General features: G+C 35.9%; 20 protein-coding genes. 10 read left to right on the forward strand and 10 right to left on the reverse strand.

The window, feature by feature from the left end:
• The first annotated feature begins 62 nt into the window (after positions 1–62).
• Positions 63–941, forward strand: a complete 879-nt coding sequence (locus GQR59_RS14180) for a LysR family transcriptional regulator (RefSeq protein WP_160063763.1) — start codon at positions 63–65, stop codon at positions 939–941.
• A 213-nt stretch (positions 942–1154) separates the two neighbouring features.
• Here the strand turns inward: GQR59_RS14180 and GQR59_RS14185 are convergent, their stop codons facing one another.
• Complete coding sequence (locus GQR59_RS14185) at positions 1155–2306, reverse strand: iron-containing alcohol dehydrogenase (protein ID WP_160063765.1); 1152 nt, start codon at positions 2304–2306, stop codon at positions 1155–1157.
• A gap of 298 nt (positions 2307–2604) precedes the next feature.
• On the opposite strand from GQR59_RS14185, the gene GQR59_RS14190 reads away from it, so the two are divergent.
• Complete coding sequence (locus GQR59_RS14190; protein WP_160063767.1) at positions 2605–3105, forward strand: MarR family winged helix-turn-helix transcriptional regulator; 501 nt, start codon at positions 2605–2607, stop codon at positions 3103–3105.
• A 213-nt stretch (positions 3106–3318) separates the two neighbouring features.
• Positions 3319–5085, forward strand: a complete 1767-nt coding sequence (locus GQR59_RS14195) for an alkaline phosphatase D family protein (protein WP_160063769.1) — start codon at positions 3319–3321, stop codon at positions 5083–5085.
• A gap of 340 nt (positions 5086–5425) precedes the next feature.
• Here the strand turns inward: GQR59_RS14195 and tdh are convergent, their stop codons facing one another.
• Complete coding sequence (tdh, locus tag GQR59_RS14200) at positions 5426–6460, reverse strand: L-threonine 3-dehydrogenase (RefSeq protein WP_160063771.1); 1035 nt, start codon at positions 6458–6460, stop codon at positions 5426–5428.
• Positions 6450–7658 carry a glycine C-acetyltransferase gene (locus tag GQR59_RS14205; RefSeq protein WP_201288112.1) on the reverse strand — a complete coding sequence of 403 codons (1209 nt, stop codon included), beginning with the start codon at positions 7656–7658 and terminating at the stop codon, positions 6450–6452. Before GQR59_RS14205 ends, tdh begins: the two co-directional genes overlap by 11 nt.
• 177 nt (positions 7659–7835) lie before the next feature.
• On the opposite strand from GQR59_RS14205, the gene GQR59_RS14210 reads away from it, so the two are divergent.
• The gene (locus GQR59_RS14210) at positions 7836–8780 is read left to right on the forward strand and encodes a LysR family transcriptional regulator (RefSeq protein WP_160063775.1); all 945 of its coding nucleotides are present in this window, start codon (positions 7836–7838) and stop codon (positions 8778–8780) included.
• 364 nt (positions 8781–9144) lie between these two features.
• On the opposite strand, the gene ansA is transcribed toward GQR59_RS14210, so the two are convergent.
• Positions 9145–10164, reverse strand: coding sequence for an asparaginase (gene ansA / locus GQR59_RS14215; RefSeq protein WP_160063777.1), 1020 nt, complete (start codon positions 10162–10164; stop codon positions 9145–9147).
• 65 nt (positions 10165–10229) lie between these two features.
• Positions 10230–10565, reverse strand: coding sequence for a DUF1971 domain-containing protein (locus GQR59_RS14220; RefSeq protein WP_160063779.1), 336 nt, complete (start codon positions 10563–10565; stop codon positions 10230–10232).
• 486 nt (positions 10566–11051) lie between these two features.
• Here GQR59_RS14220 and GQR59_RS14225 point away from each other — a divergent pair, with 486 nt between their 5' ends.
• Together GQR59_RS14225 and GQR59_RS14230 are read left to right on the forward strand one after the other, a co-directional pair.
• Positions 11052–11687: an alternative oxidase gene (locus GQR59_RS14225; RefSeq protein ID WP_160063781.1), complete on the forward strand. Its 636-nt coding sequence runs from the start codon at positions 11052–11054 to the stop codon at positions 11685–11687.
• A 347-nt stretch (positions 11688–12034) separates the two neighbouring features.
• The gene (locus tag GQR59_RS14230) at positions 12035–12781 is read left to right on the forward strand and encodes a tRNA-uridine aminocarboxypropyltransferase (RefSeq protein WP_160063783.1); all 747 of its coding nucleotides are present in this window, start codon (positions 12035–12037) and stop codon (positions 12779–12781) included.
• 373 nt (positions 12782–13154) lie between these two features.
• Here the strand turns inward: GQR59_RS14230 and mobB are convergent, their stop codons facing one another.
• Positions 13155–13685 (reverse strand): molybdopterin-guanine dinucleotide biosynthesis protein B, encoded by a 531-nt coding sequence (mobB, locus tag GQR59_RS14235; protein WP_160063785.1) that lies wholly within the window; start codon positions 13683–13685, stop codon positions 13155–13157.
• Between the two features lie 107 nt (positions 13686–13792).
• Here mobB and GQR59_RS14240 point away from each other — a divergent pair, with 107 nt between their 5' ends.
• Complete coding sequence (locus GQR59_RS14240) at positions 13793–14398, forward strand: LysE family translocator (RefSeq protein ID WP_236546777.1); 606 nt, start codon at positions 13793–13795, stop codon at positions 14396–14398.
• A gap of 451 nt (positions 14399–14849) precedes the next feature.
• Here the strand turns inward: GQR59_RS14240 and GQR59_RS14245 are convergent, their stop codons facing one another.
• Positions 14850–15758 carry an aldo/keto reductase gene (locus tag GQR59_RS14245; protein ID WP_160063789.1) on the reverse strand — a complete coding sequence of 303 codons (909 nt, stop codon included), beginning with the start codon at positions 15756–15758 and terminating at the stop codon, positions 14850–14852.
• A gap of 1824 nt (positions 15759–17582) precedes the next feature.
• Between GQR59_RS14245 and GQR59_RS14250 the strand changes: the two genes are divergently transcribed.
• Entirely contained in the window at positions 17583–18131 is a 549-nt protein-coding gene (locus GQR59_RS14250) for a peptide-methionine (R)-S-oxide reductase (protein ID WP_160063791.1), read from the forward strand.
• A gap of 864 nt (positions 18132–18995) precedes the next feature.
• Here the strand turns inward: GQR59_RS14250 and GQR59_RS14255 are convergent.
• The 3 genes from GQR59_RS14255 to GQR59_RS14260 form a co-directional block, all read right to left on the reverse strand.
• Positions 18996–19916, reverse strand: a complete 921-nt coding sequence (locus tag GQR59_RS14255) for a porin (RefSeq protein WP_160063793.1) — start codon at positions 19914–19916, stop codon at positions 18996–18998.
• Between the two features lie 1387 nt (positions 19917–21303).
• Positions 21304–21711: a diguanylate cyclase domain-containing protein gene (locus GQR59_RS18530; RefSeq protein WP_201288155.1), complete on the reverse strand. Its 408-nt coding sequence runs from the start codon at positions 21709–21711 to the stop codon at positions 21304–21306.
• Positions 21689–23020 carry a HAMP domain-containing protein gene (locus GQR59_RS14260; RefSeq protein ID WP_201288113.1) on the reverse strand — a complete coding sequence of 444 codons (1332 nt, stop codon included), beginning with the start codon at positions 23018–23020 and terminating at the stop codon, positions 21689–21691. The genes GQR59_RS18530 and GQR59_RS14260 overlap by 23 nt, the downstream gene beginning before the upstream one ends.
• A gap of 561 nt (positions 23021–23581) precedes the next feature.
• Between GQR59_RS14260 and GQR59_RS14265 the strand changes: the two genes are divergently transcribed.
• Together GQR59_RS14265 and GQR59_RS14270 are read left to right on the forward strand one after the other, a co-directional pair.
• Positions 23582–25210, forward strand: a complete 1629-nt coding sequence (locus GQR59_RS14265; RefSeq protein ID WP_160063795.1) for a hypothetical protein — start codon at positions 23582–23584, stop codon at positions 25208–25210.
• Positions 25211–25773: 563 nt separating this feature from the next.
• Positions 25774–26800 (forward strand): IS630 family transposase gene (locus GQR59_RS14270; RefSeq protein ID WP_442966185.1). Its coding sequence is split into 2 segments (ribosomal slippage): positions 25774–26223 and positions 26225–26800, totalling 1026 coding nucleotides; the frame shifts between segments, so codons are not numbered across the junction.
• The last annotated feature ends 24 nt before the right edge of the window (positions 26801–26824 follow it).

Raw genomic sequence — 26824 nt, forward strand, 5'->3', positions numbered from 1 at the left:
TGACTATTTATAGTTGATAAACGACCATCGAGTTTATTGTTTACTAACTATAAGTTGTCAATATGGATAAATTAAAGAGTATGCAGGTATTTGTATACGTCGCTCAACATGGCAGTTTTGCAACGGCAGCGGTCAATTTTTCAGTGACGGCGACTATGATTGGCAAACACATTAAATATTTAGAAGCGTATTTAGGTACCAAATTACTTAATCGAACCACCCGTAGGCAATCTTTAACTGAAGCAGGACAAATTTATTATTTAGAATGCACGCGTATTTTGGACGATATTGCAGACGCTGAAAATAGTTTGCAACGTTTAGAAAATAACCCGAAAGGCACGGTACGTATTAACTCTCCTGTGACCTTTGGCAATATTGTATTAGCGCCTATTTTGGCTGATTTTTTGCTGCAGTACCCTGATATTAATATCGAGTTAATATTGGATAACGGTTTAATTGATCCATTACATGAACAGGTTGATGTGGTTATTCGCATTGGTGAATTAGCTAACTCGTCGCTTATTGCACGCAAAATAGCAGACTATCAAATGGTCTTTTGTGCTTCGCCTCAGTACCTTGCTCAACACAAAACACCAGAAACCTTAAGTGATTTAATTAACCATCAATGTTTAGGCTTCAGCTATGACCATATTCAAGCCAATATTGCCTTAAGAATAAATACTCATGCATTTGATAGGCAACATACACGCCTAACGTCTAACAGCGGACAAGCTTTAAAAGTAGCAGCACTCAAAGGGACGGGAATTTTGTTACAACCTCTACTGCTATTACAAGAAGAGTTTGCTAATGGTGAATTGATAGAGATATTAAAAGAACATATCCCACCAGCAATGCCTGTTAATGTGTTGTATAAAAGTAAAACTCCCTCACTAAAAATACGCACGATGATTGAATTTATTTTGGCATCGATGCAACAATAAAAGAGCCTAAAAACAAAAAACGCATGCCTAATTGCTTAGACATGCGTTTATATTATTTGGCAGATTCAAGTTTCAAATATCGTTAAATAACTTTATTTTTTAGTTTAGCTTATTAGTTTAGCTCAGTTTAGTAGTGACCGACACCAAAACCATTAATGACTTTGATGTTAGTCAGCAAAACAATTAAACCGTCTATTTAAACAGCCGATTAACTTAAAGTGCTGTTTCTAAGATTTGGCGAGAACGTGCTAAATCGATCGTGCCATTTTCACCAAGCTTAGTCATACCGTGTGCTTCTAAACTTACCATTGCGGTGTCAACATCAGTTTGTGTTAAGTCGATTTCGCTTAACGATACTGGTGTTTTCATTGCAGAAAAGAATGCTTTTGTTTTCTCAATGGCTGCATCGATACGCGCATCATCAGAACCTTCAGTGATATTCCAAATACGCTCAGCGTATTGTAATAATTTTGCTTTTTTCTCTTCACGACATACTTGCATGATTGCAGGTAACACGATGGTTAAACTACGGCCGTGGTCTACACCAAAGTTACCAGTTAGTTCGTGACCAATCATGTGTGTTGCCCAATCTTGAGGTACACCTACACCAATTAAACCGCTTAGTGCTTGAGTCGCAGCCCACATAACGTTGGTACGTGCTTCCATATCTTGTAAATCAACAATCAGTTTTGGACCTTCTTCAACTAATGTTAATAAAATGCCTTCTGCAAAACGATCTTGAATTTTTGCGTTAACTGGGTACGTTAGGTATTGCTCCATCACATGAACAAACGCATCAACCACACCATTTGAAGTTTGACGTTCAGACAGGCTTAATGTTGTTTGTGGGTCAAGAATAGCAAATTGAGGACGAACCAATGCATTTTGAAATGCTAGTTTTTCTGTGCCTCTTGTTACTACTGCGCCAGTATTCGTTTCAGAACCTGTTGCTGGTAAGGTTAAGATACAACCTAATGGCAATGCTGTTTCAACTTTGCCTTGTTTTGCTAGAATATCCCACGCTTCTGCGCCTTCAAAGTTCACTGCAGCAGCGATGAATTTAGTACCATCAACAACCGAACCACCACCAACAGCTAATAAGTAATCAAAACCTTCTGCACGAATACGTTCAACAGCTTTCATTAATGTATCGTAATGTGGGTTTGGCTCAATACCTGAAAACTCATCCCAGTTATGGTCGGCTAGTGCTGCAACAACTTGATCGTAAACACCGTTGCCCTTAATAGAACCACCACCGTAAGTGACTAATATTTTTTTGTCTTTTGGAATGCTGTTAGCGATCGCTGCAATTTGACCTTGTCCGAAGTGGATTGCAGTTGTGTTTTGGTAGCTAAAATTGTTCATCTATGACTCCTTTAAAACGATTTATTCTATTCATCGTTTATTAAAAATTTTGTATTACTGAAACTGATTTACTTGAATACATTACATTGAATCGGCTTTGTTTATACAACATAGGCTCTATACGTTTCAGTTTTACTCTACGATCAATATGGATCTAACATGACCCCATATATGCCACATCGAAATAATTATCATTCTAATTAAATTGCGCACAACTTAATTGTGTAGCAAGTATATCTCGCATTGAAACCATAATGCAAGTATATTGTGCACAATGTAATTATTTAACGGATTGAATATGAGTGACGATAAGGTAGATTTAAAGGTGAATAAGTGTGAAGAAGTTAATAGCTGCTCAATAATAGAACCCGGTTCTAACTTGGCCATTGAAAAACAACTTTGCTTTTCTTTATACAGTACAGCCAATGCCATTGTTCGTGCATATCGACCGATGCTAAAAGCACTTGATTTAACTTATCCTCAGTATTTAGTGATGATTGTTCTTTGGGGCAATAACGGTATCAATGTAAAAGATCTAGGGCAGATACTACATTTAGATTCCGGTACCTTAACGCCTTTATTAAAACGTCTTGAAAGTAAGCAAGTCTTGACACGACAACGCGGTGAAAATGATGAACGCGTACGTGAAATCTTTTTAACAGAGCAAGGTATTAATTTAAAAAAACAAGCTGAAGCCGTCCCTGAAAAAATGTTATGCAAGGCTAAATTGCCTTTGGAAGAATTGCTCGAATTAAAAAAAGGCTGTGATAGATTATTTGAAAATTTAATTGCAGAATAATTCATACCGTTATAATAAACCGTTGCCCTTATAACCAAGCGTAAATAGTAATTGTTAGAATAAATAACCTAAGTTACTCACCTGTCTACGTTTTACATGGGATATAAAATAATATTTAAACGATAAATAGCTAACTATTTTATCATTTAGTTGTCACAAACTCACTCTATACTATTTTAATGCAAACATTTTTAACGCAGAAGGATAAAGTGAATGAAAGGATCTATTTCTCGTCGTGACTTCCTAATATTAACAGCGAAAGGGGCAGGTGCCGCGGTTGTATCATATGGTTTAATGGGCTGTGCTAGCGATGATGACGACGCTCAAACAAACAATAATATTGGCTTCAATCATGGTATCGCTAGTGGTGATCCTTTAACGGATGCCATTATTTTATGGACTCGCGTAACACCAACAACCGAAGGTGAAATTACGGTATCTTGGGAAATAGCGACAGACGAAGCTTTTACTCAATTAGTAAATACAGGTAATACGACCACCAGCAACGCAAGAGATTATACCGTTAAAGTAGATGCTATTGGCCTTTCTGCCGGCACTACTTATTATTATCGTTTCATCAGTAATGGCACAACCTCTTCAATAGGTACCACTAAAACCTTACCCGATGGCTCGCCTGACTCCGTTAAATTAGCCGTGTTATCTTGTGCCAACTACCCTGCTGGCTTTTTTAATGTGTATAACTTAGCCGCACAACAAGATGATTTAGATGCCATCTTGCATCTCGGTGATTATATTTATGAATACGGTCGAGGCGAGTACGGCAGCGATAATGCTGAAGCAATAGATCGTCAAGTATTACCCGAAACTGAAATTTTTAGTTTAAGTGATTATCGTACTCGCTATGCTCAATACCATAGCGATCCTGATTTACAACTATTACACAGTAAAGTGCCTTTTATCACCGTTTGGGATGACCATGAAGTCGCTGATGATACTTGGAGTGATGGCGCAGCAAACCATACCGAAGATGAAGGTAGTTTTGAAGAACGTAAACTTGCCGCCTTGCAAGCTTACTTTGAATGGTTACCTATCCGCCCTTGGAGTGAAGGTAACTATGCAGAAATTTATCGTCAATTTTCATTTGGTGATCTTGTTGATTTATACATGTTAGATACCCGTGTTTTAGCACGTGAAAAACAGCTCGACTATGCAAATTATTTTGATGGTAGTGTTTTGTTTGATGAAGAAACGTTTAACCAAGATCTCTATGAAACTGAAAGAACCATGCTCGGGGCAGAGCAATTACAGTGGCTTGAAGATAGCGTGAGTGTCAATAACGGCCGTTGGCAATTATTAGGTCAACAAGTATTAATGGGTGAAATGAAATTACCTGGTGCCATTGCATTAAATGCCATGAGTACAACGGATTATGCAGAGTTAGGAGCATTAGCTTTATTAGCAGCACGTATCGAAGCTGGAGATTCTACGATAACCACCGATGAGCAGACCTATTATGAAGCCAATGCAGACAAACTGACTGCTGATGCTCTTAGTTTATTATCCTTCCCTGAACTACCATATAATTTAGATGCATGGGATGGATATGCAACAGAGCGAGATAAAGTATTGGCCATCTTTAATGACGCATCAAAAAATTTAGTCGTTGTGGCGGGTGATACACATAATGCATGGGCAAATGAGTTATCTAATAGCGATGATAAAATTGTCGGTGTTGAGTTTGCAACGGCTTCCATCTCGTCACCCGGACTTGAGTATTATTTAAATATTAGTGATGACGCGATCGAAAGTACAGAGGATGGTTTTGTTTCTTTAATTGAGGGGCTTAAGTATTCAAATGCTAAAGATAGAGGTTTTTTAACCCTCACCTTCACTCAAGAGAAAGTTGAAAGCCAATGGCATTATGTCGACACAATTCTTAGTTCAGAGTACACAGAGCTGACTGATCGACTTAAAGTCGCCACTAGTAATGTTGATGAACCTGGCTTAACGTTCTCATAAACTGAGCTTAAACATAGCGGCAATAGCGATTATAATTTCTATAACTTCTATAACTTCTATAACTACTATAACTATACATCGACATTAAGCTGATACCATTCCGATTGATTTTTCGGAATGGTATCAATGTTTAACTAGTTTTCAGTGTATTCGACCAATGAAAACCTTTTAGTACTTATGACTAACTATAAGCTAACAGCAGTATCAAGCAGCAACATGATTAACCAGCAGTAACAACCAGTAACATCGACCAGCAGTAGTATTAACCAGCAGCAGTTTCAAGCAGCCACATCGACCAGTATTACTCAGCTAGTAGCAGTATCAATTAGCAACAAATCCACTATTTTTCCCAGTCTAAAATCACTTTTCCTGATTTACCAGAACGCATCATATCGAAACCTTTTTGGAAATCATCCACGCTAAAGTGATGTGTAATAATAGGCGTTAAATCTAAGCCAGATTGAATAAGGCTAGCCATTTTGTACCACGTTTCAAACATCTCACGACCATAAATACCTTTGATCACTAACCCTTTAAAGATAACCTGATTCCAATCGATTGCCATATCTGAAGGTGGAATGCCTAACAAAGCGACCTTACCACCATGGTTCATATTTTTTAACATGCTATTAAACGCAGATGGGTTACCAGACATTTCTAGCCCCACATCAAAACCTTCTGTCATACCCAATTCAGATATCACCTCTTCTAGCTTTTCATCTTTCACATTAACGGCACGTGTAACGCCCATTTTTTTAGCAAGATCTAGACGGTATTGGTTAACATCAGTGATCACCACATGACGAGCACCCACATGTTTTGCAACTGCTGCGGCCATAATGCCTATCGGGCCAGCACCAGTAATCAACACATCTTCACCCACTAAATCAAATGATAAAGCCGTATGAACTGCGTTACCAAAAGGGTCAAAAATAGACGCAAGATCATCTGAAATTTGATCAGGAATCTTAAAAGCATTAAACGCAGGCAATACTAAAAATTCAGAAAATGCCCCCGTTCTGTTAACACCTACGCCACTTGTATTACGGCAAAGATGAGTTCGACCACAACGACAATTACGGCAATGTCCACAGGTAATATGTCCTTCTCCAGAAACACGGTCGCCGAGTTTAAAACCGCGAACCTCTTGCCCCATGCCAACCACTTCACCAACGTATTCATGACCAACCACTAAAGGAACAGGAATAGTTTGTTGCGCCCATTCATCCCAATTATAAATATGGATGTCAGTGCCACAAATTGCTGTCTTTTTAATGCGAATAAGCAAATCATTATGCCCAACTTCAGGCTTTTCAACGTCAGTCATCCACAGCCCTTGTTCAGGCTTTAATTTAGCTAACGCTTTAATTTTCATGACCAATTAACTCCATCTCTTGCCCAACTTTAATAAACGCATCAATCGCGGTATCAAGTTGTTCACGAGAATGCGCGGCAGACATTTGTGTACGAATACGAGCTTTCCCTTTAGGCACTACAGGGAAAGAGAAAGCCACCACGTAAATACCTAAAACTAATGCACGTTCAGCAAACTCAGCAGCCACTTTGGCATCACCCAACATAATAGGAATAATCGCATGGTCAGCCCCTCCCATGGTAAACCCAGCAGCTTCCATACGGGTACGGAAGTGCGTTGAGTTTTCCCATAGTTTGGTGCGTAAATGTCCAGATTCAGCGAGTAAATCAAGCACCCGAATAGACGCTGATACAATCGCAGGTGCTACCGAGTTAGAAAAAAGATAGGGCCGAGATCGTTGACGTAACCAATCGATAACTTCTTTTTTGCCTGAGGTATAACCGCCCGAGGCACCGCCCATCGCTTTACCTAACGTACCAGTAATAATATCAATTCGGTCAATCACGTCATGGTATTCATGGGTACCTGCTCCATTTTCACCCATGAACCCAACGGCATGAGAATCGTCAACCATCACCAATGCGTCATATTGTTCAGCTAAATCGCAAATAGCCGGTAGGTTTGCCACTACGCCATCCATTGAGAACACACCATCAGTAACAATAAGGGTATGACGAGCACCCGCTTCTTTGGCAGCAATCAATTGTTGTTCAAGCTCTGTCATGTCGTTGTTAGCATAACGAAAACGCATTGCTTTACATAAACGAACACCATCAATAATAGAAGCATGGTTTAACGCATCTGAAATAATCGCATCTTCTTTACCTAAAATAGTTTCAAATAAACCGGTATTGGCATCAAAACATGAGGTGTAAAGAATGGTGTCTTCTTTGCCTAAAAAAGTAGATAGCTTTTGCTCTAATACTTTATGTGAATCTTGCGTACCACAAATGAAACGTACTGATGCCATCCCAAAACCATGTTCATCCATGCCGTCTTTTGCCGCTTGAATAAGCGTTTCATGATTGGCTAAACCTAAATAGTTATTGGCACAAAAGTTTAATACTTCCTGCCCTGTAGAAATTGAAACAGCGGCTTTTTGCGCAGAAGTAATAATACGTTCTGATTTATATAATCCTTCGCTCTTTACTGTTTCTATTTGTGTTTTGATTTGTGCATAAAATGTAGAAGACATCATATTTCCTTCTTTAAGTGGTTATCGTTTAGCTGTTATTTTTCTTTATAAAAAATCCTTTTATAAAGAATACGACATATAAATGTTGTTGATAAAAAGTATAATAAAATCGAATAAACAGATTCTAATTGAAACCGATTACAACTATTAGCCTATAAAATGGAAAACCATTGGTGAATCATGGTCACAAATAAACTAATTACTTTATTACCCGATTTAGCCACTTTTATTGTTGTGGTGAATGAAGGAAGCTTTACAACGGCAGCCAAAAAGCTAGGGGTAACACCTTCCGCTTTAAGCAAATTGATTACGCGTTTAGAAAGTGCACTATCGGTAAAGTTGTTTGAGCGAACCACGCGTCGCTTATTGATCACCGACGCGGGTAAAAAAATATACCAACAATCAACGATCATTGTTGAAGCCGCTCAACAGGCCATTGATATCTCTAGTTTAGAACATACCGTGCCTTCTGGAACGTTAACCGTTGCCGCACCAAAAGCATTTTTAACCATTGTATTGCAGCCACTAGTCACTCCTTTTTTAACTAAATACCCAAAAATTCAGTTAAAGCTAAGAGCATCAGACGGTGATATCGATATGATAGCGCAAGGCATTGATGTGGTATTTCGCTTAACCGATAAACCCTCTGAAGGGTTGATAATGAAAGAAATCGGTAAGGTGCATTTAAAACTCTGTGCAAGCCCCAACTATATAAAAAACAGAGGTTGCCCGACTCATCCACAACAATTGTCAGAGCATGATTGTTTGTATTTAGGTGAAACCGCCATCGACCATATATGGGAGTTTATGAAAAAAGAGGAAAGGCATGTAATCCCTGTTTCTGGACGCTATGCCGTCAATCATTCTCAGATGCGTTTAAATGGTGTTAAAGATGGTTTTGGGATTGGCATCTTCCCTGACTTTGTGATTAAAAATGCACTACAAAAAAATGAAGTGGTTGACGTGCTTTCTGATTGGGAAATTAAAGGTAATTACGCGGGGGTGATAGCAATGCAATATGCACAAAATAAATACATGCCTTCTCGCTTAAAAGTGTTCACCGAGTTTGTAACAGCACACTTAATGCAAGGTACCTTCAATGAAGATGCAGTTAATACTGAATAACTGAACAATAAAAAACAAATCGCAGCCTGTTTAATGATCACCTTTTAATATTGATTATTGGGTTATTGGCTATTGGAGATTGATTGTAATGATTGATTATTGATTGTTAGTGATCGGTGATTGGTTATCCCTGCGACGTTAAAAATAAAGCTAAAGCTTATAAACTAATTTAACGCCGTAGACATAGATTAGTGATTTAGTGATTTAGTGATTTAATATTTTAATATTTTAATATTTTAATGAGTAAATGGCTTAATTAAAACACTGACAAGCCAAGTGAAATAAGCACCAAAAACGAATAACGCCATGAAACGGTAGCGACTAAACAGCGACACGGCTAAATAGCCGCTACTGAATACAACTGTTAAACAGCAATCGTTAATTCACCACGTAAATCAGTTGTTAGTAATTCTTTTACTACTTTATAGCTTAGGTCTTGGCTAAGGAGATAATGTAACTTAGCAATCACTGATTCTGTGGTCATATCTAACCCACTGATCACGCCCGCTTCGCTTAATGCATGCCCTGTTGCATAACCTTCCATGTTAACGCTGCCTTTTAAACATTGGCTACAGTTAACAATGAGAATACCGCGATCACTTGCCTCTTTTAAAGTACTTAATAATTGCGGATCTTGCTGAGCATTACCAACGCCATAAGTTAATAACACTAACGCTTGCAGTGGGCTTTTTAATAAGTTGTCCAACACTTGCCAGTCTAATCCTGGAAATAAATGCAAAATGGCAATCGATTGTTTTTCGATCGTGCCAATGGTTAAACGTGTATTAACGGTTTTCTGTTTTTTACCGGCAACATTTTTAATTTCTATTCCCGCTTCTAATAACACCGGGTAATTAGGCGAAACAAAAGCACTAAAACCATCAGCATGTTGTTTAGTGGTACGGTTACCTCTAAACAACTGGTTATTAAAGAAAATACAGACTTCATTAATAGGATGATGAGCTGCAATATACAAAGAGTTTAATAAATTAGCTCGAGCATCTGAACGTAACTGTGAAAGTGGTATTTGTGAGCCAGTAATAATCACCGGCTTACTCAAACTTTCAAAAATAAATGATAATGCAGATGCAGTATAAGACATGGTGTCTGTACCATGTAATATGATAAACCCGTCAAACTCTTGATACTTCTTCTGAATATCAGTTGCTAACACTTGCCAAGCTTGCGGTGAAATATCGGCTGAATCGATAAGCGGCTCATATTCATGTATTTCAAATTCAGGCATATCCTGGTGGTAAAACTCAGGCATATTCTTAATCGTTTCAGACAAATAACCAGCAACGGGAATAAAGCCATTTTTAGAGGGTTTCATACCAATAGTGCCGCCAGTATAAGCGATATAAATACGTTTTTTCTCAACCATTACATTCTCGTTTCAGTGTTGTTAAGCATAGCCACCTGTTATAGCAACTAGGTATAGCAATTAAATTATTCGTTTCTTTCTGATAAATTTTGTTTAACGGTATCAGAGTCTTTATGTGCATAAAATTCTACTTTAAATTCAGTATCATCAGTTAAAAACTCTACTTTATGCCAGTATTCAGGTGGGGAAATAGCATGCTCACCAGCAGAGATGACAACCTCTTGTTCTATTGGGCCACGTCGTTCGCCAAAGCCATAAAACGTTAAGCGCCCGAAGGATACACATATTTTTCCAAACACGCCCGCCTTTGTATTATGTTCAAATAAGAATAATTTGGGGATATTGTTTTTAGTAAAAAGTGGCGTCGTTTTATAATGTACAAAGTCATCTGGAATATTCATCTGAATGGTTAACTCCCTTCTTAATTAAGAAATAGGTTTTTATTATAGTCGTCACCATGACACGGAACTTAAACCAATGCTATTACCGCCACCTTATTTAACCTCATTTCATATTAGTAAATGTAAATATCATATTTTTATCGTATCGAATACCTTCCTTTAATAAGCTAAATACTTAATTTAAAATATAAAAATCTCTTTTTTAGCGATAAACCTAGACATATTAAGTCAAATTTACGTCAATAATTTTTATTTAAAAAAAAGTAACTTAATTACAAAACACTAACAAATAGCGATCAATAGAGCGTATTTCAATTAGTTAAAAGGCAAAATCATTCACAAATGTTAATGGACTATTTCTAAAGTTGTTAATGGTTGTTTACATGACAAAAATCAGCTTTTTTTCAACCTGAACATGCATTGACCCAGATCACATTTAGTATTAATTTAGCAGTAGAATTACTTTAACTTACTGAGAGAGATACTATGTCAAACTTTGAATTGCTGCACCAAAAGCCAAGTAAAATGTCTGAGTCTATCGCCTATAAAATCACTCAGGTATTGAAATTCACACTAAACCTTTTTTACGGCACCAAGTACGCTAAACGTGCCGTCATCTTAGAAACAATTGCCGCTGTACCTGGTATGGTTGCAGGTATGCTCAACCACTTAAAAGCATTACGTCGTATGCGAGATGATGAAGGATGGGTGCGAGAATTATTAGATGAAGCTGAAAATGAACGCATGCATTTAATGATATTTTTAGACATTGCTAAACCGACATGGATTGAACGTACATTAGTATTACTAGGGCAAGGCGCGTTCCTCTTTGTGTACACTTTTTTATATATTCTATCGTCTAAAACCGCACACAGAGTCGTCGGTTATTTTGAAGAAGAAGCCTGTAAAAGTTATACCGAATTTCTAGATAAAATAGATGAAGGTGTTGTTGAAAATGTCGCTGCGCCTAAAATTGCTAGAGACTATTATAAGTTGCCACAAGATGCATTGTTACGTGATGTTGTATTGCGTATTCGTGAAGATGAAGCACAGCACCGTGACCGTAACCACGAGTTTGCTGATTCATTTGAAAGTAATGACTTACCATCACATCAACAGTAAGTATTATCAAATAACAAACTAAGCACTAACAAAATGAGATCAAGGGGGGTGATTAATATCATCCCTTTTAATTCTACTTATACCAATCACAATAAATAGCTTATCTATTTTACTTGTTAAAACAGCCCACTTCCTCGTTATAAATTTCGTAAAGGGAACAGCCATTTACATCAATTTACGCCTTGAATTGAACTGTTTTTCCAGCGCAAAATTTAGATAACATATTTAATGTAATCGGTATTATTTCTCCACTTCTTTCTCTCATGATCGCCAATTAATAGCTTTCATGTATTCTTTATAGTCATTTTTTTGCATATAATCCCCTCCTCTTAATAACAGAGTTAATTATGCGAATTCATGCAGTTCATACACTATACGATTACCGTTTAAGCCAAAGTACGCGTCCTTTTTTAGCCCGAGGCGGTAGTATTCCACGCTGTAAGCATTGCATGTTATTACCCTACTTATGCATTTGCTCAATCAAACAAACTGTCGATAGCCAAGGTGCATTTCTATTATTGATGTATGACGATGAGATCTTAAAACCAAGTAATACAGGACGTTTAATTGCGGATATCATTCCTGATACTCATGCCTATATTTGGTCTCGCACAAAGCCCAACTCAGATATGTTAGCGATATTAGCCGACCCAACATGGCAACCAATCGTTATATTTCCTGCTGAATATGCCACGGCAGAGAGAACGTTAATGTCATCACCTATTGTTACTTATTTAAATGAGGGTAAAAGACCTTTGTTTATTTTGTTGGATGGTACGTGGGCACAAGCTAAAAAAATGTTCCGTAAAAGCCCATATTTAGATGCATTTCCTGTCTTGTCTTTTTCACCAGAAAAACTATCGCAATACATCATGCGTAAAGCGACTAAAGACAATCAATTAGCAACCGCTGAAGTAGCGAGTTTAGTATTAGACAGCTTAGGTGAAGTAGAGAATGCGCATCTCTTAACGTTATTATTTTCAACCTTTAAAGAAAACTATTTGCTCGGAAAATCACGCCAACAATTGCCAGAAGAAAACTACCAACAACGCTTAATATCAGCTTTTTCTCAACGACAACCTCTAAAAACATAAAAGCCTAAAAATAAACCAACCATTTATTCATTACTAATACCCTTTTTGGAAAATAACAGAAAACAGACAAATAACTCTGCTTTAAATCAATGACTTCTAAGTAACAGAACTTATACCGATTACATTAAATAAGTAATCTAAATTTTGCGCAGGAAAAATGACTTAGTTCAAGGCGAAAATTGAGCCTTTCGAAGATTAACTTCGTTAATCGTCTATCGGAGCATTAACCAAAAGATATTAATGCTTTAATGGTTGTTCCCTTTACGAAATTTACAACGAAGAAATAAGTTATTTTAACAAGTAAAATAGATAACTTATCACTTGAATTCAAGGTGTGATTGGTATGATCAAAGTACTTTATTAAAGAATGTTATCAAAGCGCTGACACAATGCGCTTTAAGATAAATGTAACGAGCTGTTGTAGTTGCGTAAAATCAAATAGTGGTAAATCACCTGTATCAACAGGTTGATCACAAACCAGAGCAATAATATTAGTATCCGTTGGGTACAAAAATGGCTTTTGTAAAACACTACGGTGTAGCTCTATTTTAGGAAAAGCTTGATCACGGTAACCTTCCACCAGCACGAGATCTAAACTCTGCGTATTTAATAAGGCGAGTTGTTCACTTAATTCACTATCATGTGCTTGCTCATGTTCATGAAAGCAAATAGAACGATGTGTTCCCGCCAATACGACTTGTGATGCTCCCGCTTTACGTAAACGGTAGCTGTCCTTGCCAGGTTTATCCATTTCAATGTCATGGTGACTGTGTTTCACCAAAGCGATACGTAAACCTTGTTCAATTAACAAAGGAATAAGTTGCTCTATTAGGGTTGTTTTACCGGTACCGCTAAAGGCGGCGAATCCTAGCAAAGGCACAGGAAATTGTGTCACAGAAGTCATTATTTAACCTTATGAAAATAATTAAAGACACGTTATCATAATCGATTAAACGTCTCCTCACCAATTAGAGTTAAAAGTAAAACATGCCCTACTTTCAAGAATTTATTATGCTTACCATCATCCATCTCCTCGCCGTCATGAGCCCTGGGCCAGACTTTGCAATCGTACTTAGACAAAGTATTAGCTTTGGCCGTAAAACGGCAATCATCACCAGCTTAGGGATAGGTGCAGGTATATCGGTACATGTGTTATACACGCTTCTAGGTGTGGGTATTTTGATCTCACAATCAAATTCTTTAATGATGGTTGCTAAAATACTAGGTGCAGCTTATATCACCTATTTAGCTGTTAATTTACTACGTAGCAAAGCGAAACCAAATCAATCGTCATCAATTACGCTTGATAATAATAAAAAAAATCAGAAAAAAGCGTTTATGATTGGCTTTATGACTAATGTGTTAAACCCTAAAGCAACACTGTTTTTCTTAGCTATTTTCACAACAATCGTCAGTGCAAGTACACCCATTGCTGTGCAATCTCTTTATGGGCTATGGATCATCGTGACAACAGCGGCTTGGTTCTGCTTAGTGTCTTTTCTATTTTCACAGCAATCTGTGAGAAAAAAATTCTTAAACTATGGTCATTGGTTTGATCGAGTGATGGGATTAGTTTTATTACTGTTTGCCGCAAAACTAATAATTGAAATGATTTAACTGATTATTCTGGTCTAGTCATTAACGCTCATCAGCTTAGCTGTCTTTTTTCAAAATACTGATAAGACGCTTATTTATATTTAATAGCTTTGGAATAACAGCTTAATAAACAAAGAAGCCTTTAGAAGCAACCCAAATGCGATATCGTTATTAAGTTAGTATTCATCTTCAACTTGATTATAGGGCTAGGGACAAGACAGCCTTTAGAAGCAGCCCAAATGCAATGCCGTTATTAAGTTAGTGTTCATCTTCAATTCCACTATTATGATAGGGCTACGGGACAGGACAGCCTTTAGAGGCAACCCAAATACGATATCGTTATTAAGTTAGTATTCATCTTCTATTCTACTATTAAGGTAGAACTACGGGACAAGACAGCCTTTAGAGGCAACCCAAATGCAATGCCGTTATTAAGTTAGTGTTCATCTTCAATTCTACTATCATGATAGGGCTACGGGACAGGACAGCCTTTAGAGGCAACCCAAATACGATACCACTGCTCTGTCGTCATTTTTAATGTTAATGCTGCAACGACATTATGTACCCGAGTAATTTTACCTGAACCAATTAATGCAACCGGTTTTGATGGATGCTTAAGTACCCAAGCAAAGATAACCTGCGTAATAGAAGTCGCACCAGTCTCTTTAGCCACTTCTTTTAAGCAGCTACATAATCGTGAAATTTGCGGACTTTGCTCATTAAAAATAGCACCACCAGCTAAACATGACCATGCCATCGGACGTACGCGATATTCCTGCAATTGATCTAATACGCCATTTTCAATGTTATGTGTATTGATTTGATTTATTTCAACTTGGTTAGTAATTAATGGTTTATCTAAGCGGGATTGTAAAAGAGAGAATTGAGAAGGTGTAAAATTTGAGACGCCAAAATGGTCGACTTTACCAGAACGCTTCAACTCATAAAAAGCCGCTGCAACTTGGTCTGCATTCATCAAAAAGTCAGGCCTATGCACTAACAATGCATCTAGTTTTTCAACGCCTAATCGACGTAATGAATTCTCTGTAGAAGTAATAATTGCTGCTTTGCTACTATCGTAATGCGATACACGCTTTTCGTTAGGTGAGGAAGCAATGCCATTAATACCAAACTTAGAAATAATTTCAATTTTGTCCCGCATGCTAGGATCTAGCTTTAATGCTTCACCGAATAACATCTCACTATTGCCATAGATTGCCGCATTATCAACAGTACTAATACCAAGTTCTAGATGTTGTTTTAAAAAAGTGAGGCGAGCTTGAGGTGACATTCTCCAATCGTTTAATCGCCAATAGCCTTGTATTAATTTAGAAAAAGAAGGTCCTTCAGATGCCATTACCACTTTTTCAACAAAACTCATAAATACCTCAAAAATCAAAAGAAAACTGGATAACCACAACAACATCAAAATAACATAAAAAATAAGCATTTACATTCTTTTTGAAAATGAAAAATATATATAATGAGGTATAGGTAACAATATAAAGAAAATCAGTTAAATAGATAATACCAATGGAATTAAATAAGTGATCAGAGATTGCGCAGGAAAAATTAACACTAATAAGGCGTGAGTTGTAGGAGATAGTTGTTCTCACTTCCAAACTCACAACGCAGTTAGAGGTAATTTTAACCAGCAAGAATGATCACCTTATTAATTCTTTTGGTATAATGTTCAAACGGCAGAGAAAATGAAATAAAATGAGAAGTAATAAGAAAAAGTAAGCGAAAGAAAAATAGATAACAATATTAGATAAAGGTTTTCGATTTCTTAATGGTATATCGAGCTTTATCAGGAATAAGGCATTAAAGAAATATGTAGCTAAAAAAATATTTCGCCACATATGAAGCTTAATTAAATACAGGACTAAATAACCAAAATCTGAATCATCACTGGCGACTTTAAGAGACTTTAATATAAGCAGTCATCGTCGATATTATAATATTCAGTTAAATCAAAACGAACAAGCGTATTACTATCGATAGCACCATGATCATCTAATACGTAAACGTTACTGCCATAAACATTACCATAGTCGTTTTTATACTTTACAACTTCAATTTAAACGGATCATATGTCGCTATATTATCTATGCTCGTCTCAAAAATACTACCATTGCTTAAATCATCACAAATAAAATATTATTTATGAAAAGTTAGTGTCTCTCAATTTACAGTTAAAAAATCTACATAACCTTTTCTACATTAGCATAACTTACTTCACCATCTGATTCAGTAGTAAATGCCATAACATCTATAACAGATAATTGTCCGACAACAACGTACACAGTTTTAACAAAAAATCAGCATCATCGAGTATTAAGACAAGATCTTAGTTTGTTTTAGTTATACCAATCTGGATAAATAAAGAGTCTATTTAGGCGTTAGGGAAAATGGATGTTAGCAAGGCGTTGATTGCAGTAACTAGTCTTCTCATTACAAAGTCAACAACGAAGCTAGCATTCATTTTAACAAGCATAAATGACGAGATAATGACTTAGACTGATATTAATTTGTATTGAACTTCAACATCACCGTATGAGGCTAATTTATAATAACTTTCATTTTGAACACAAATAACTTAAGTTTATTAATTCATGTTAATTTTTTAAAACTATTCTCAAAAATTAAATTTTAAATAATGATAAACGTAATTGAGATGCCAAAAAACTCTCCATCTTAAATACCACTTTAAAAATAAAAGTGGTACATGTAAAAAATATGAAATTTATAACTATACTCAACGGTCTTTAATAAACTACCTTTAGTATTTTTTAAAGGTGTATAAAATTTATGAAGAATAATCAAACAATTCAAAACAGCCATTATGCTAAAGCAATCTGAATTGCACAGAGCTAATTGGACAGAAAGAATTAATTTTATGATAAAAATCAGTTGATTATTTAAGTAGAAAAAACATTGTGTAAGATCTCAGCAAATTATGCTTACAAATATGAGACTACAATGACAAAGAAAAGCACGACTGCGTTATCTTAATAGCCAATATGCATATATATAAAACCTATTAATGCTTCTTATGCTTCAACAGGCTTTAGAAAAATACGATGCTTATAGAACAAAAAAGCATTAAAATTATAGGTAAGTAATTAAATTTCGACTAAGCTTTTTAGAAATAATACATTTCTATGTTTGATTTATAAAAAAACAAAGTTAAAAATGGAGAATAATGATGAAAATAAATATTACAAGACGAAAGTTTCTAACTAGCTCAGCAGTCGTCGCGGTCAGCCAAATAGCGACTAAAGCGTTTGCAGCAGAGCCCACAACTAAAGCGACGACTGACCAAGTCAGTACGAGTGAAGATTACACATATGAAGTTAATTATACAGATGCAGAATGGAAGGAACGCCTAACTGAAGCTGAATTTACCATCCTTCGAGAAGGTGAAACAGAAGAAGCAAAAAGTAGCCCACTTTGGAAAGAAAAACGTGAGGGTTTATACCACTGTAAAGGCTGTGAATTAACTGTTTATGAATCAAAAGAGAAAACTGTTTTGGATAAAGGGTGGGTTTTCTTCAGACATAGCAAGCCTGATACAGTACTCATGGGGATAGATTTGTTCACACATTACAGTCGTGGGGAGCCTAAAGAAGATAAAGTAATGGAATCTCATTGCCGACGTTGTGGTAGTCATTTAGGCCATATACTTTATATAAATAAACAGATTCTTCACTGTATCAATGGTACGTCACTTATTTTCAAACCAACAGTTTAGTTATTACAAACCATTAAATACGTATTCTAATAATTACATAGAAAAAATAAGCGTATACAGATCAAAAGTTTGATTGAGCCCTGAAATCTATGTAATTACCTATCATTAACTTAATGCTATTAAGGATAGGTAATTATACCAATCACAATAAATAACTTATCTATTTTGCTTGTTAAAATAGCCCACTTCCTCGTTGTAAATTTCGTAAAGGGAACAGCCATTAAAGAATTAACTTCTTTTGGTTAATTCTCCGATAGACGATTACGAAGTTATACCAATGGAATTAAATAAATGATCAGAGATTGCGCAGGAAAAATTAGCCCTAATAAGGCGTGAGTTGTAGGAGATAGTTGTTCTCGCTTCAAAACTCACAACGCAGTTAGGCAGGATTTTAACCAGCAAGAATGATCACCTTATTAATTCTTTTGGTATTGATCTTCGACAGGCTCAATTTCCCCCTTGAATTGAACTGTTTTTCCTGCGCAAAATTTAGATAACATATTTAATGTAATCGGTATTACGTAAATTAAAAACATAAATGCATAACTTGAATAGGTCGAAAGACAGTACGTTGAATGTATGCTTATTGTTTTACCCAACAAAAGATATTGAGTCTTACGAAAGAAGTGTTTGATACGAATAGTAGACAAAAATAGCTTGTGAGATTACTTATATTTTAACAATTAGCTTTATATATGTTTCATATTAGCTAATAAGTAAAACCTTATATTTTATATTTTTAAAAGCATAAAAAAAATGCTTATCCATTTAAAATGAATAAGCAAATTTTATAATTTATTATGGTATCAGTTTTTAATTTTTAACTTATTAGATAAAAATAACCTGATTTATAATAAACTTATCTTAGAAAGAGATTGCCATACCAGCAACATAACCTAACTCAGTATCATCAGCATCAGTACCACCAACTTCAAAGTAAGTGTTAACGTTACTGCTAAATGCGTAAGAAGCATTTGCGTAGTATTGGTTGTCATCGCCAGCATTATCTTCATCGATGTTTGCGTAACCAACAGCAAGTTGTACTTTTGAGTTAACTTGGTAAGTAGCAGCAAGACCTAAAGAATCGACGTCATTAGCGCCGTCCATATCAGTCGTTGCATAAGCAGCGGCTAATGTTAATTTGTCAATTGTGTAACGTGCTTCTAAGTTTAAGTTTTTCGTTTCACCGCCACCAGCAAGGTCTGACTCGCCGTAGAATGCAGTTAAATCAACACCAGAAAAACGAACACCTAATTTACCATCTATAGCACGAAGACCATCGGAATCTTCACCGTTTACAATGTAAGCGATACCACCGTAGTAGTTACCTTTATCAACAGTATATTTAATTACTTGTTCACTAGAGGTAGTTTGCTCGTAGAAATCGTTAAAACCAAACTGGTAATCACCACCGATGCCGGCATCATCAAAGATAGTAACTTGCTTACCAACTGTTATTGTACCGTATTTACCAGAAGAGAAACCAACGTATGCATCATCAAGTGTTGCGCCGTTGTCATTGTCGTTACCTGTAATTGATTCAAACGAAATAACACCAATAGCTGCTACATCATCAGTAATGTCGTAAGCTGTTTTTACACCGAAGTTTGCTTCATCAAGCTGGATTTTTTTACCTTCGTCTTCATCTAATGTGTTAATAGCTTGCACTTCAACATCACCGTATAGCTCAACAGTGATACCGTCAGCGTCATGCATCGTTGCACTATGTGCAGCAGTTGCAGCGAATAAAGAAGTAAGCATTGTTGCTAATATTGTTTTTTTCATTTTCCATCACCTTGTGGCTATTGATAATAATAATTGAGTCCTTAAATACTTAAATACTTTTAGCGTTAACAACGCGTCACAGTGTTTTAAGCGCAAAATAAAATTACCACACAAAACTGAAGGCGGAAATAGGAAACGCAGTTATATGACGAAACATCACATAAAAATCGACACTAAAGAAAAGCATTGTGATCTAGGTCCCAAAAAAAGATGGAATTAAATAAGGAATTAGGCGGTCAATGCTGCATTTTTTTATTTTTTAGAGGAAAAATAGACTAAATATTGAACTTTATTAGTATTACTAATAGCTGTATGGACTAAGAAAAAAGAAAAAAAGCGTTGTTTACGTATAAAGCTCATAAAAAGATCAGTCGTTTAGCACTCATATTTACTCAAAAATCTTTATACAATCGCTTTTTTTAGTCGTTTTAATTAACGAGTTTAAGTAGAAATGAGATATCAAAGACTCCTTCTATTAACGATAAAAATTATTAGCGGAGGTATATTGCTAATTATTTTCTTCGATATACCCAGGCATTAATTGTTCTTTTAAAATGTATGCATCACGAGAGGAACATTTCCAGACACTAAAATTATTTTAACTAAATTAATGAATAGTTAGCGTAAAACACTTTTTACTATTCTTCCTGATACTTTTCTTCTCCTTCTTTACATATATCCGCTGCAAAACTCAGTAAAATGAACAGGTTCTAGGTAACAAGGGTTCGCTCAATTCATTTACTCATGAGCCTAGACTTTAATCATGTAGTTAAAGAATAGACAGAACGACAAAAAACACCAACTTTGTATTTGTTCAGCCTTTTACACTAACCTTTCTGGTAGGCCCTCAAAATGAAACTTGGATTGACATCAGATAAACAACAGTAAAGCCAGCCAGCTATCTATGGTTACACAATGTGATTAAAGAGTTGATATAGGTTGTTGGTGATGTATTTTAGGTGTGATGGGGAGAAAGATTGCTCTACATTATTTTGAAATGTAATTTGACTACGCTCATCTTTTCATGTTGCCATATTGATATTTATTAACAGCGTTTCTCCCTGGCAGCAACTCTACTTTTTCTTATCAGGAAAAAACATTTACCTACAACACGCAAAAAAGATTGAACAGGATACACAGAGCTTAATCCGCTCCTAGGGCGATGCTGTGGCATAATCACCACTGCCCCCAATCAATGCCTTCATTTTAAACAACTCGTTTCGAACGCTCATCAATGCAGTAGCCACATTGAGTTTCATTCAAGTGCAGATTTCATCTATAGACAAAAGGTAATCTCTCCCCCTAAGAGCCTTAATCGCTAAGCAAATAATCCCCTTTTATCTTTTAGCATTAAGAGTTATCGCTCTCTTCGATTAAAGATGCTTTATTATTTTTTAATCTCAGCTTTATTTGCATACATATTATTGTCAGCCACCACCAATAGTTGATCGATAGTGCTTCCATCTTCAGGGTAATTCGCGACGCCAATCGCACCACCGAAACTATCAGTAAAAACATCTGATGAATTAAGAGGCTCTGATAATGTTTGTTTTACCCTAGACAAGACAGCTTCTAAGTCACCTTTATTATTAACATCATTAATGACAATAACAAACTCATCCCCAGCAAACCTAGCAGCAAGATCATCATGGCCAATAGCAGATCGCACCCTGTCAGCGAACTGAATTAAGACTTGATCACCAACATCGTGACCATAAACGTCATTTATTTTTTTAAAATCATTTAAGTCGATAAAAAAGATGGCAAATGGGTTAGTATTTTTCTTCAGAATTATACTTTTCTATTTTTGTTTTTAAGTGTTGCTCAAAGGCATATCGATTAGGTAAACCAGTAAGGTAATCAGTATGTAATCTTCGTTGCATCGCTGAGAAGTTCTTTGCTAAATCCCCTATTTCATCATTTCTTTGAATATTAATAGGCTCTTCAATATCAATATATCCACTATTTACATTATTAACCGCATCTGACAACACTTTCAAATCCTTAGTCACCCATTGGAGTATGATGAAGCCAATTATCCCCGCTAACCCGGTTGCTAAAATACCAAGTAAAATCGTTTGTAAATTATTATTTTTAATGTCTCCCATAAAATCAGAACTGGGTATCGCCACGACATTAATCCACTCTAATCCGGCACCATCTTCAAATTTATTATAGGCAACATATATTTCACGCTGTAAATCATCAGTAAAACTAAAGGTTTCTGGCTTATCATTGGCTACCTTTTCTGAAATGAGAGGCACCATTTGTGAATAAATATCAGAGAGTAAGGTATTACCACTTTGGTCTGCTTTTACTCTTGTTTTGATTCCATCTTTGTTACGTTTAATATTCGGGCTCACTGAAGAGGCAATCAATTGGCCATCAGGCTCAATAATAAAGGCGATAGCATTCTCTGAAATATTAAGGTTACTGACAAAATCATTTAATGACTTTAATGACATATCTGTCGCCACGACACCTTCAAACGTACCATCACGGCCTATTACCTGGCGCGCGCGCGTAGCAATTAAATCATGGGTTCTAAAATCAATATAAACCGAAGTCCAAGTATCATTATTATTACGAGAACCAGCATGGAACCAAGGTCTAACTCTTGGGTCAAAGTTTTTTTCTTCAATAGATAAAAGTGTTGGAGTACTATTTATGCCATTAAGCTCATAGAATTTTCGATGCTCTTCAGGTGTATATTTAACTCTTAATTCACCTTTCTTAATGGAATATCGATAAAGGCCTATTGCTTGACCAGCCTTGTTGCCATAATAGACATAATTATTGGGGTCTAAGTGAAGCGATGAGGCACTCCAAAAACGATCTCTTATATTATTTAAATTGCTTTTAATATCAGCATCCATCAGCATGCCATCAGGAAAAGCAACTTCTAACGTTGCGACAGACCCAACAACATGCCTATCTATCGCCTGACTAATGCGGTTAACCGTTTCTTCAAGTAAATGTTTCGATACGGTTTGCACCGCATGATAGCCAGCACTATAGGAAAGAGAACCGATGGCAAGTGCTAAGCAAACAACAAGTACGACATAGGGAAAAATAAGCACAGAGCGGAGTGATAATTTAGTCATATTAATTCGTTGCAACAATAATAGTTAGGAAAGAAGACAACACTGATTCACCATATATAAAGTATAATTATCAATCAATTATATAGGAAAAGTAGCAGTTGTTGTTTAACTTAATTTTATCCACCTATTATGACCTTCAAATTCTGTATTATAGGTCACAACAAGCCAACTTAAGATGCGACCTTACACAAAATAAACGTCTAAAAATGAAAATAATGACGTATTTATTATAGGTAAACTATCAACCATAAAGCTATTGCACAGCCATCCATTGAATTCACTAGCGTCAACTAACCCAAACATCCTGTTTGGTTTTACTAAAATGAATCCATTTCTTGGGAAAGATCAACGGAGGGGAAATGTAGCCGCATTGAGGAAAGAAGCATCGTTAACTACCAGATACTATTGAATTAAAAAATGACAAGCCAATACTTTCATTCGGTTTTTATAACCCTGATATATTTTAAAATAGAGATGATGATATGAGGGAAACAGAATATCTCCATCAAAATTTAATTATGATATTATTTAGACATTTAAATTAATTTAAGAGTCAAAGCCATGTTCAAATCTTCCAGTAAAGATAAAGAGCTTAAGGTCTACCAAGCGAATTCTTTTTATAACTATACCCTTGGTTTTGATTCTGCAAGTATCGACTTACTAAAAACAGCTGAAAAATTTCTTAAAGAAGGAATTTCCACATCGGTCTTCTTTTCTGATTTTAATTGCATCTATATTGATAACTCTGGAACTAAGAAGTATGAATTACTTTCCCAAACTGGCAATGATTTTACCCCAAATGAAGGGATGCCAAAATCGGTAGTTTCAGATTTACACTACGCTTCAAAAATGGCTTTCCATGAAAAGCAAATTAAAAATGAAGAGTCTTCATATTTCCGTACTTTTTTACCTCCTATACTTTTAGATAATGACGAATATAAACTTCCTATTTTTGCATCTTTAAAGGTATATTCAGATGGTATTGGAATACTTAGTTTTCAACTTGATGCGTCATGGGATGGATTAGGTGAAAGTGAGTTTTTATCTAAAATTGTAAATATATTTAAGTACTATTTTAAATCAATATGGATAGATTCTCGTTTACAAAAACTTGATGCAAAAGCCCTTTTACATAATATACACGAAGATAGTTTTTTAAATGGAAAAACATATTTAACTAAATGGAAAATTAAACAACTTATAAAGAAAAACAAACAAGAAACTGAGAAACTTCTTACCGAATCTCTACAAAATAAAGGAAATATTTTTGAATTTGGTGATGACCATGGTAGTTGGGTATTACACCAAATTGTGGGGACTGAAAAAAATAAATTTGCAGAACTTACAATAGAGTTATGTCGATCCATATATTGTAATGCGATCTGTAGTTTAATAGTAAATGGGAAAAATGAAATAAATAGCCCATTCAAACAGCTTATGTGGCAAGGCCGCCCATCAATAACATTGCTGCGTTTCAAAAATCAACCTGACAATAAAGAAGAATTATACGATAATTTTTCTCATTCCATATCAAAAATTCTTTTTCGAGCAGATAAAATAACAAAACGACCAGAACGCCCCCGAGACCTAAGATTCATTGATGACTTCTGCTTACATGGCAATAGAGCAATACTATTATCTACGTGGTTAAAGTCGAAGAATAGTCCTATAGATGCTTGGGAAGATCCTAATACTGCTTCTATGATTTTTGCAGGTCAAGCAAGAACAGAGTTAATAGAATACTATAATTTAAAGATTGCAAGAGCATGTGCTTGGGCTCAGAATCCACAAAGTAATGAACACTTACTTTATGCTTATAAGATTCTTGCAAGCTCTGATAACATCATTCATCAAAGCAGTAATGCAGGAGAAATTGTAGATTCCTTGTCTTACCTTATGGGAAAATTCGGAACCACCGGATTAATTAACTCTGGTAAAGAGTCTGCAAAATATTACCTTGATGAATTAAAATACAACACTGATAAAATAAAAAATAAGAACGATAGAACTCTCACCTTCATTTTCGGATTAGTAGGTGCAGCAAGTCTTGCACAATTTGCCGTTCACCCTTTAGTTAAAGAGACTTGGCCATTATTAAATGATGTTGTTACGCCTTTCGTCTCTTTTGGAATTTCAGGTATAACACTAATTTTATTAACAAAAATCCTTTCATTTATAAATAATAAATAAATATTCCCAACAAATAACAAAAGCGAAACTCAATATGGCTACGATCTGCCTCCCGTTGAGTTTTTCTGAATCAATCACTGACTTCAGCAAGCAGAGGCATGGATGCCGTTGCTAGCTCAGTTCGAGACATGGATGTCGAGTCTGAGCGGTGTGTTAAGAAGACAGTGATTGATTCAGATTAAAAAACGAATTGGGAGCCAGTCTTTTTGCCTACTTTATTCTTCTGGTAAGAAAAAGTAGGTCGCCGACATGGCGAAACACCAAGTAATGAAATATCAAACTGACAGGACGAGCGTAGACGAGCCAAAATATAGAGCGGATTATTCAAATGTAGTCGGAGATAGAAAATTCGAACCTAAAAACCAACCCTCTGCTCCACTCTTTATAAAAACCATGGAGATGCGCTACCAAACTGCGCTAATCACCGAGTATTGTTATTCGTATTTTAGAATCAAGGGTCAGAAATGCAAAAAGCCGCAATATTTTTCAATATTATACCATTCCGCCTAATTATGTGATCTAATGTATTTAATTATTAACTGATTATATTCTCTTGGTGACGTATGAAAAAACATGATTTTTCTGAATTGGCCAAAACACATAAAAGTGTTCGTATGAGACTGCGTTATTCTGCTCTAGCGCACTTTCAAGAAGGCAACTCTCGTACCGATATCGCTAAATTTCTTAAAGTGAGCCGTACTAGTGTTAATAAATGGATATCTCAATATCATCAAAATGGATTGGATGGATTAATTGATAAAAAGATAACTGGACGTCCCTTACGATTATCTGAAATCCAATCACTTCAACTAATTCAATATATTAATGAATATACAAAAAATGATAAGGGTGGCCGATTAGTAGGCACTGATATCCAGTTGTTTATTGCTGATAATTTTGGCCATCAATACCACCTTTCAAGTGTCTACAAATTACTTCACCGTTTAGGTTTTTCATGGATAACCTCTCGCTCTAAGCACCCAAAACAGTCCCTTGAAGTTCAAGAAGATTTTAAAAAAATTCCAAATAAAAATGATCCTTAAGATCCCTGGCCATATCTCATTAGATAGAGTCGATATCTGGTTACAAGATGAAGCACGTTTTGGACAACAAAATACAACAACAAAGCTATGGGCTAAAACAGGTAGCAGACCATTAGCTGTGAAACAGCAACAGTTTGAATATGCATATTTATTTGGCTCCGTTTGTGTCACTAATGGGCAATCACAAGCGATGGTAATGCCTTATGTAAATAAAGACATTATGTATGCTCACCTGAAACAAATATCCATGAGTACCGCCGAAGATCGGCATGCAGTCATTATTATGGATGGGGCTGGTTGGCATACAGAAGATCTTGCGACAGACTTTAATAATGTTAGCGTAATTAAGCTTCCTCCGTACTCTCCAGAACTAAATCCGATAGAACAAGTGTGGAGCTGGTTGCGTCAACATCATTTAGCTAATCGTTGTTTTAATGGTTATGAGTCAATTGTGGATGCGGTTTGTTATGCATGGAATGACTTTGTAAGTGATAGTCAAAGAGTAATAAAAATGTGCACTAGGGATTGGATGAATCTGATCAACTAATTAGGCGGAATGGTATTACGGCTT

Source organism: Psychromonas sp. L1A2 (genome assembly GCF_009828855.1).
Lineage (GTDB): Bacteria > Pseudomonadota > Gammaproteobacteria > Enterobacterales > Psychromonadaceae > Psychromonas.

Coding starts and splice junctions, on each gene's coding strand:
- GQR59_RS14180 (WP_160063763.1), top strand. CDS start 63: ATGGATAAATTAAAGAGTATGCAGGTATTTGTATACGTCGCTCAACAT.
- GQR59_RS14185 (WP_160063765.1), bottom strand. CDS start 2,306: ATGAACAATTTTAGCTACCAAAACACAACTGCAATCCACTTCGGACAA.
- GQR59_RS14190 (WP_160063767.1), top strand. CDS start 2,605: ATGAGTGACGATAAGGTAGATTTAAAGGTGAATAAGTGTGAAGAAGTT.
- GQR59_RS14195 (WP_160063769.1), top strand. CDS start 3,319: ATGAAAGGATCTATTTCTCGTCGTGACTTCCTAATATTAACAGCGAAA.
- tdh (WP_160063771.1), bottom strand. CDS start 6,460: ATGAAAATTAAAGCGTTAGCTAAATTAAAGCCTGAACAAGGGCTGTGG.
- GQR59_RS14205 (WP_201288112.1), bottom strand. CDS start 7,658: ATGATGTCTTCTACATTTTATGCACAAATCAAAACACAAATAGAAACA.
- GQR59_RS14210 (WP_160063775.1), top strand. CDS start 7,836: ATGGTCACAAATAAACTAATTACTTTATTACCCGATTTAGCCACTTTT.
- ansA (WP_160063777.1), bottom strand. CDS start 10,164: ATGGTTGAGAAAAAACGTATTTATATCGCTTATACTGGCGGCACTATT.
- GQR59_RS14220 (WP_160063779.1), bottom strand. CDS start 10,565: ATGAATATTCCAGATGACTTTGTACATTATAAAACGACGCCACTTTTT.
- GQR59_RS14225 (WP_160063781.1), top strand. CDS start 11,052: ATGTCAAACTTTGAATTGCTGCACCAAAAGCCAAGTAAAATGTCTGAG.
- GQR59_RS14230 (WP_160063783.1), top strand. CDS start 12,035: ATGCGAATTCATGCAGTTCATACACTATACGATTACCGTTTAAGCCAA.
- mobB (WP_160063785.1), bottom strand. CDS start 13,685: ATGACTTCTGTGACACAATTTCCTGTGCCTTTGCTAGGATTCGCCGCC.
- GQR59_RS14240 (WP_236546777.1), top strand. CDS start 13,793: ATGCTTACCATCATCCATCTCCTCGCCGTCATGAGCCCTGGGCCAGAC.
- GQR59_RS14245 (WP_160063789.1), bottom strand. CDS start 15,758: ATGAGTTTTGTTGAAAAAGTGGTAATGGCATCTGAAGGACCTTCTTTT.
- GQR59_RS14250 (WP_160063791.1), top strand. CDS start 17,583: ATGATGAAAATAAATATTACAAGACGAAAGTTTCTAACTAGCTCAGCA.
- GQR59_RS14255 (WP_160063793.1), bottom strand. CDS start 19,916: ATGAAAAAAACAATATTAGCAACAATGCTTACTTCTTTATTCGCTGCA.
- GQR59_RS14260 (WP_201288113.1), bottom strand. CDS start 23,020: ATGACTAAATTATCACTCCGCTCTGTGCTTATTTTTCCCTATGTCGTA.
- GQR59_RS14265 (WP_160063795.1), top strand. CDS start 23,582: ATGTTCAAATCTTCCAGTAAAGATAAAGAGCTTAAGGTCTACCAAGCG.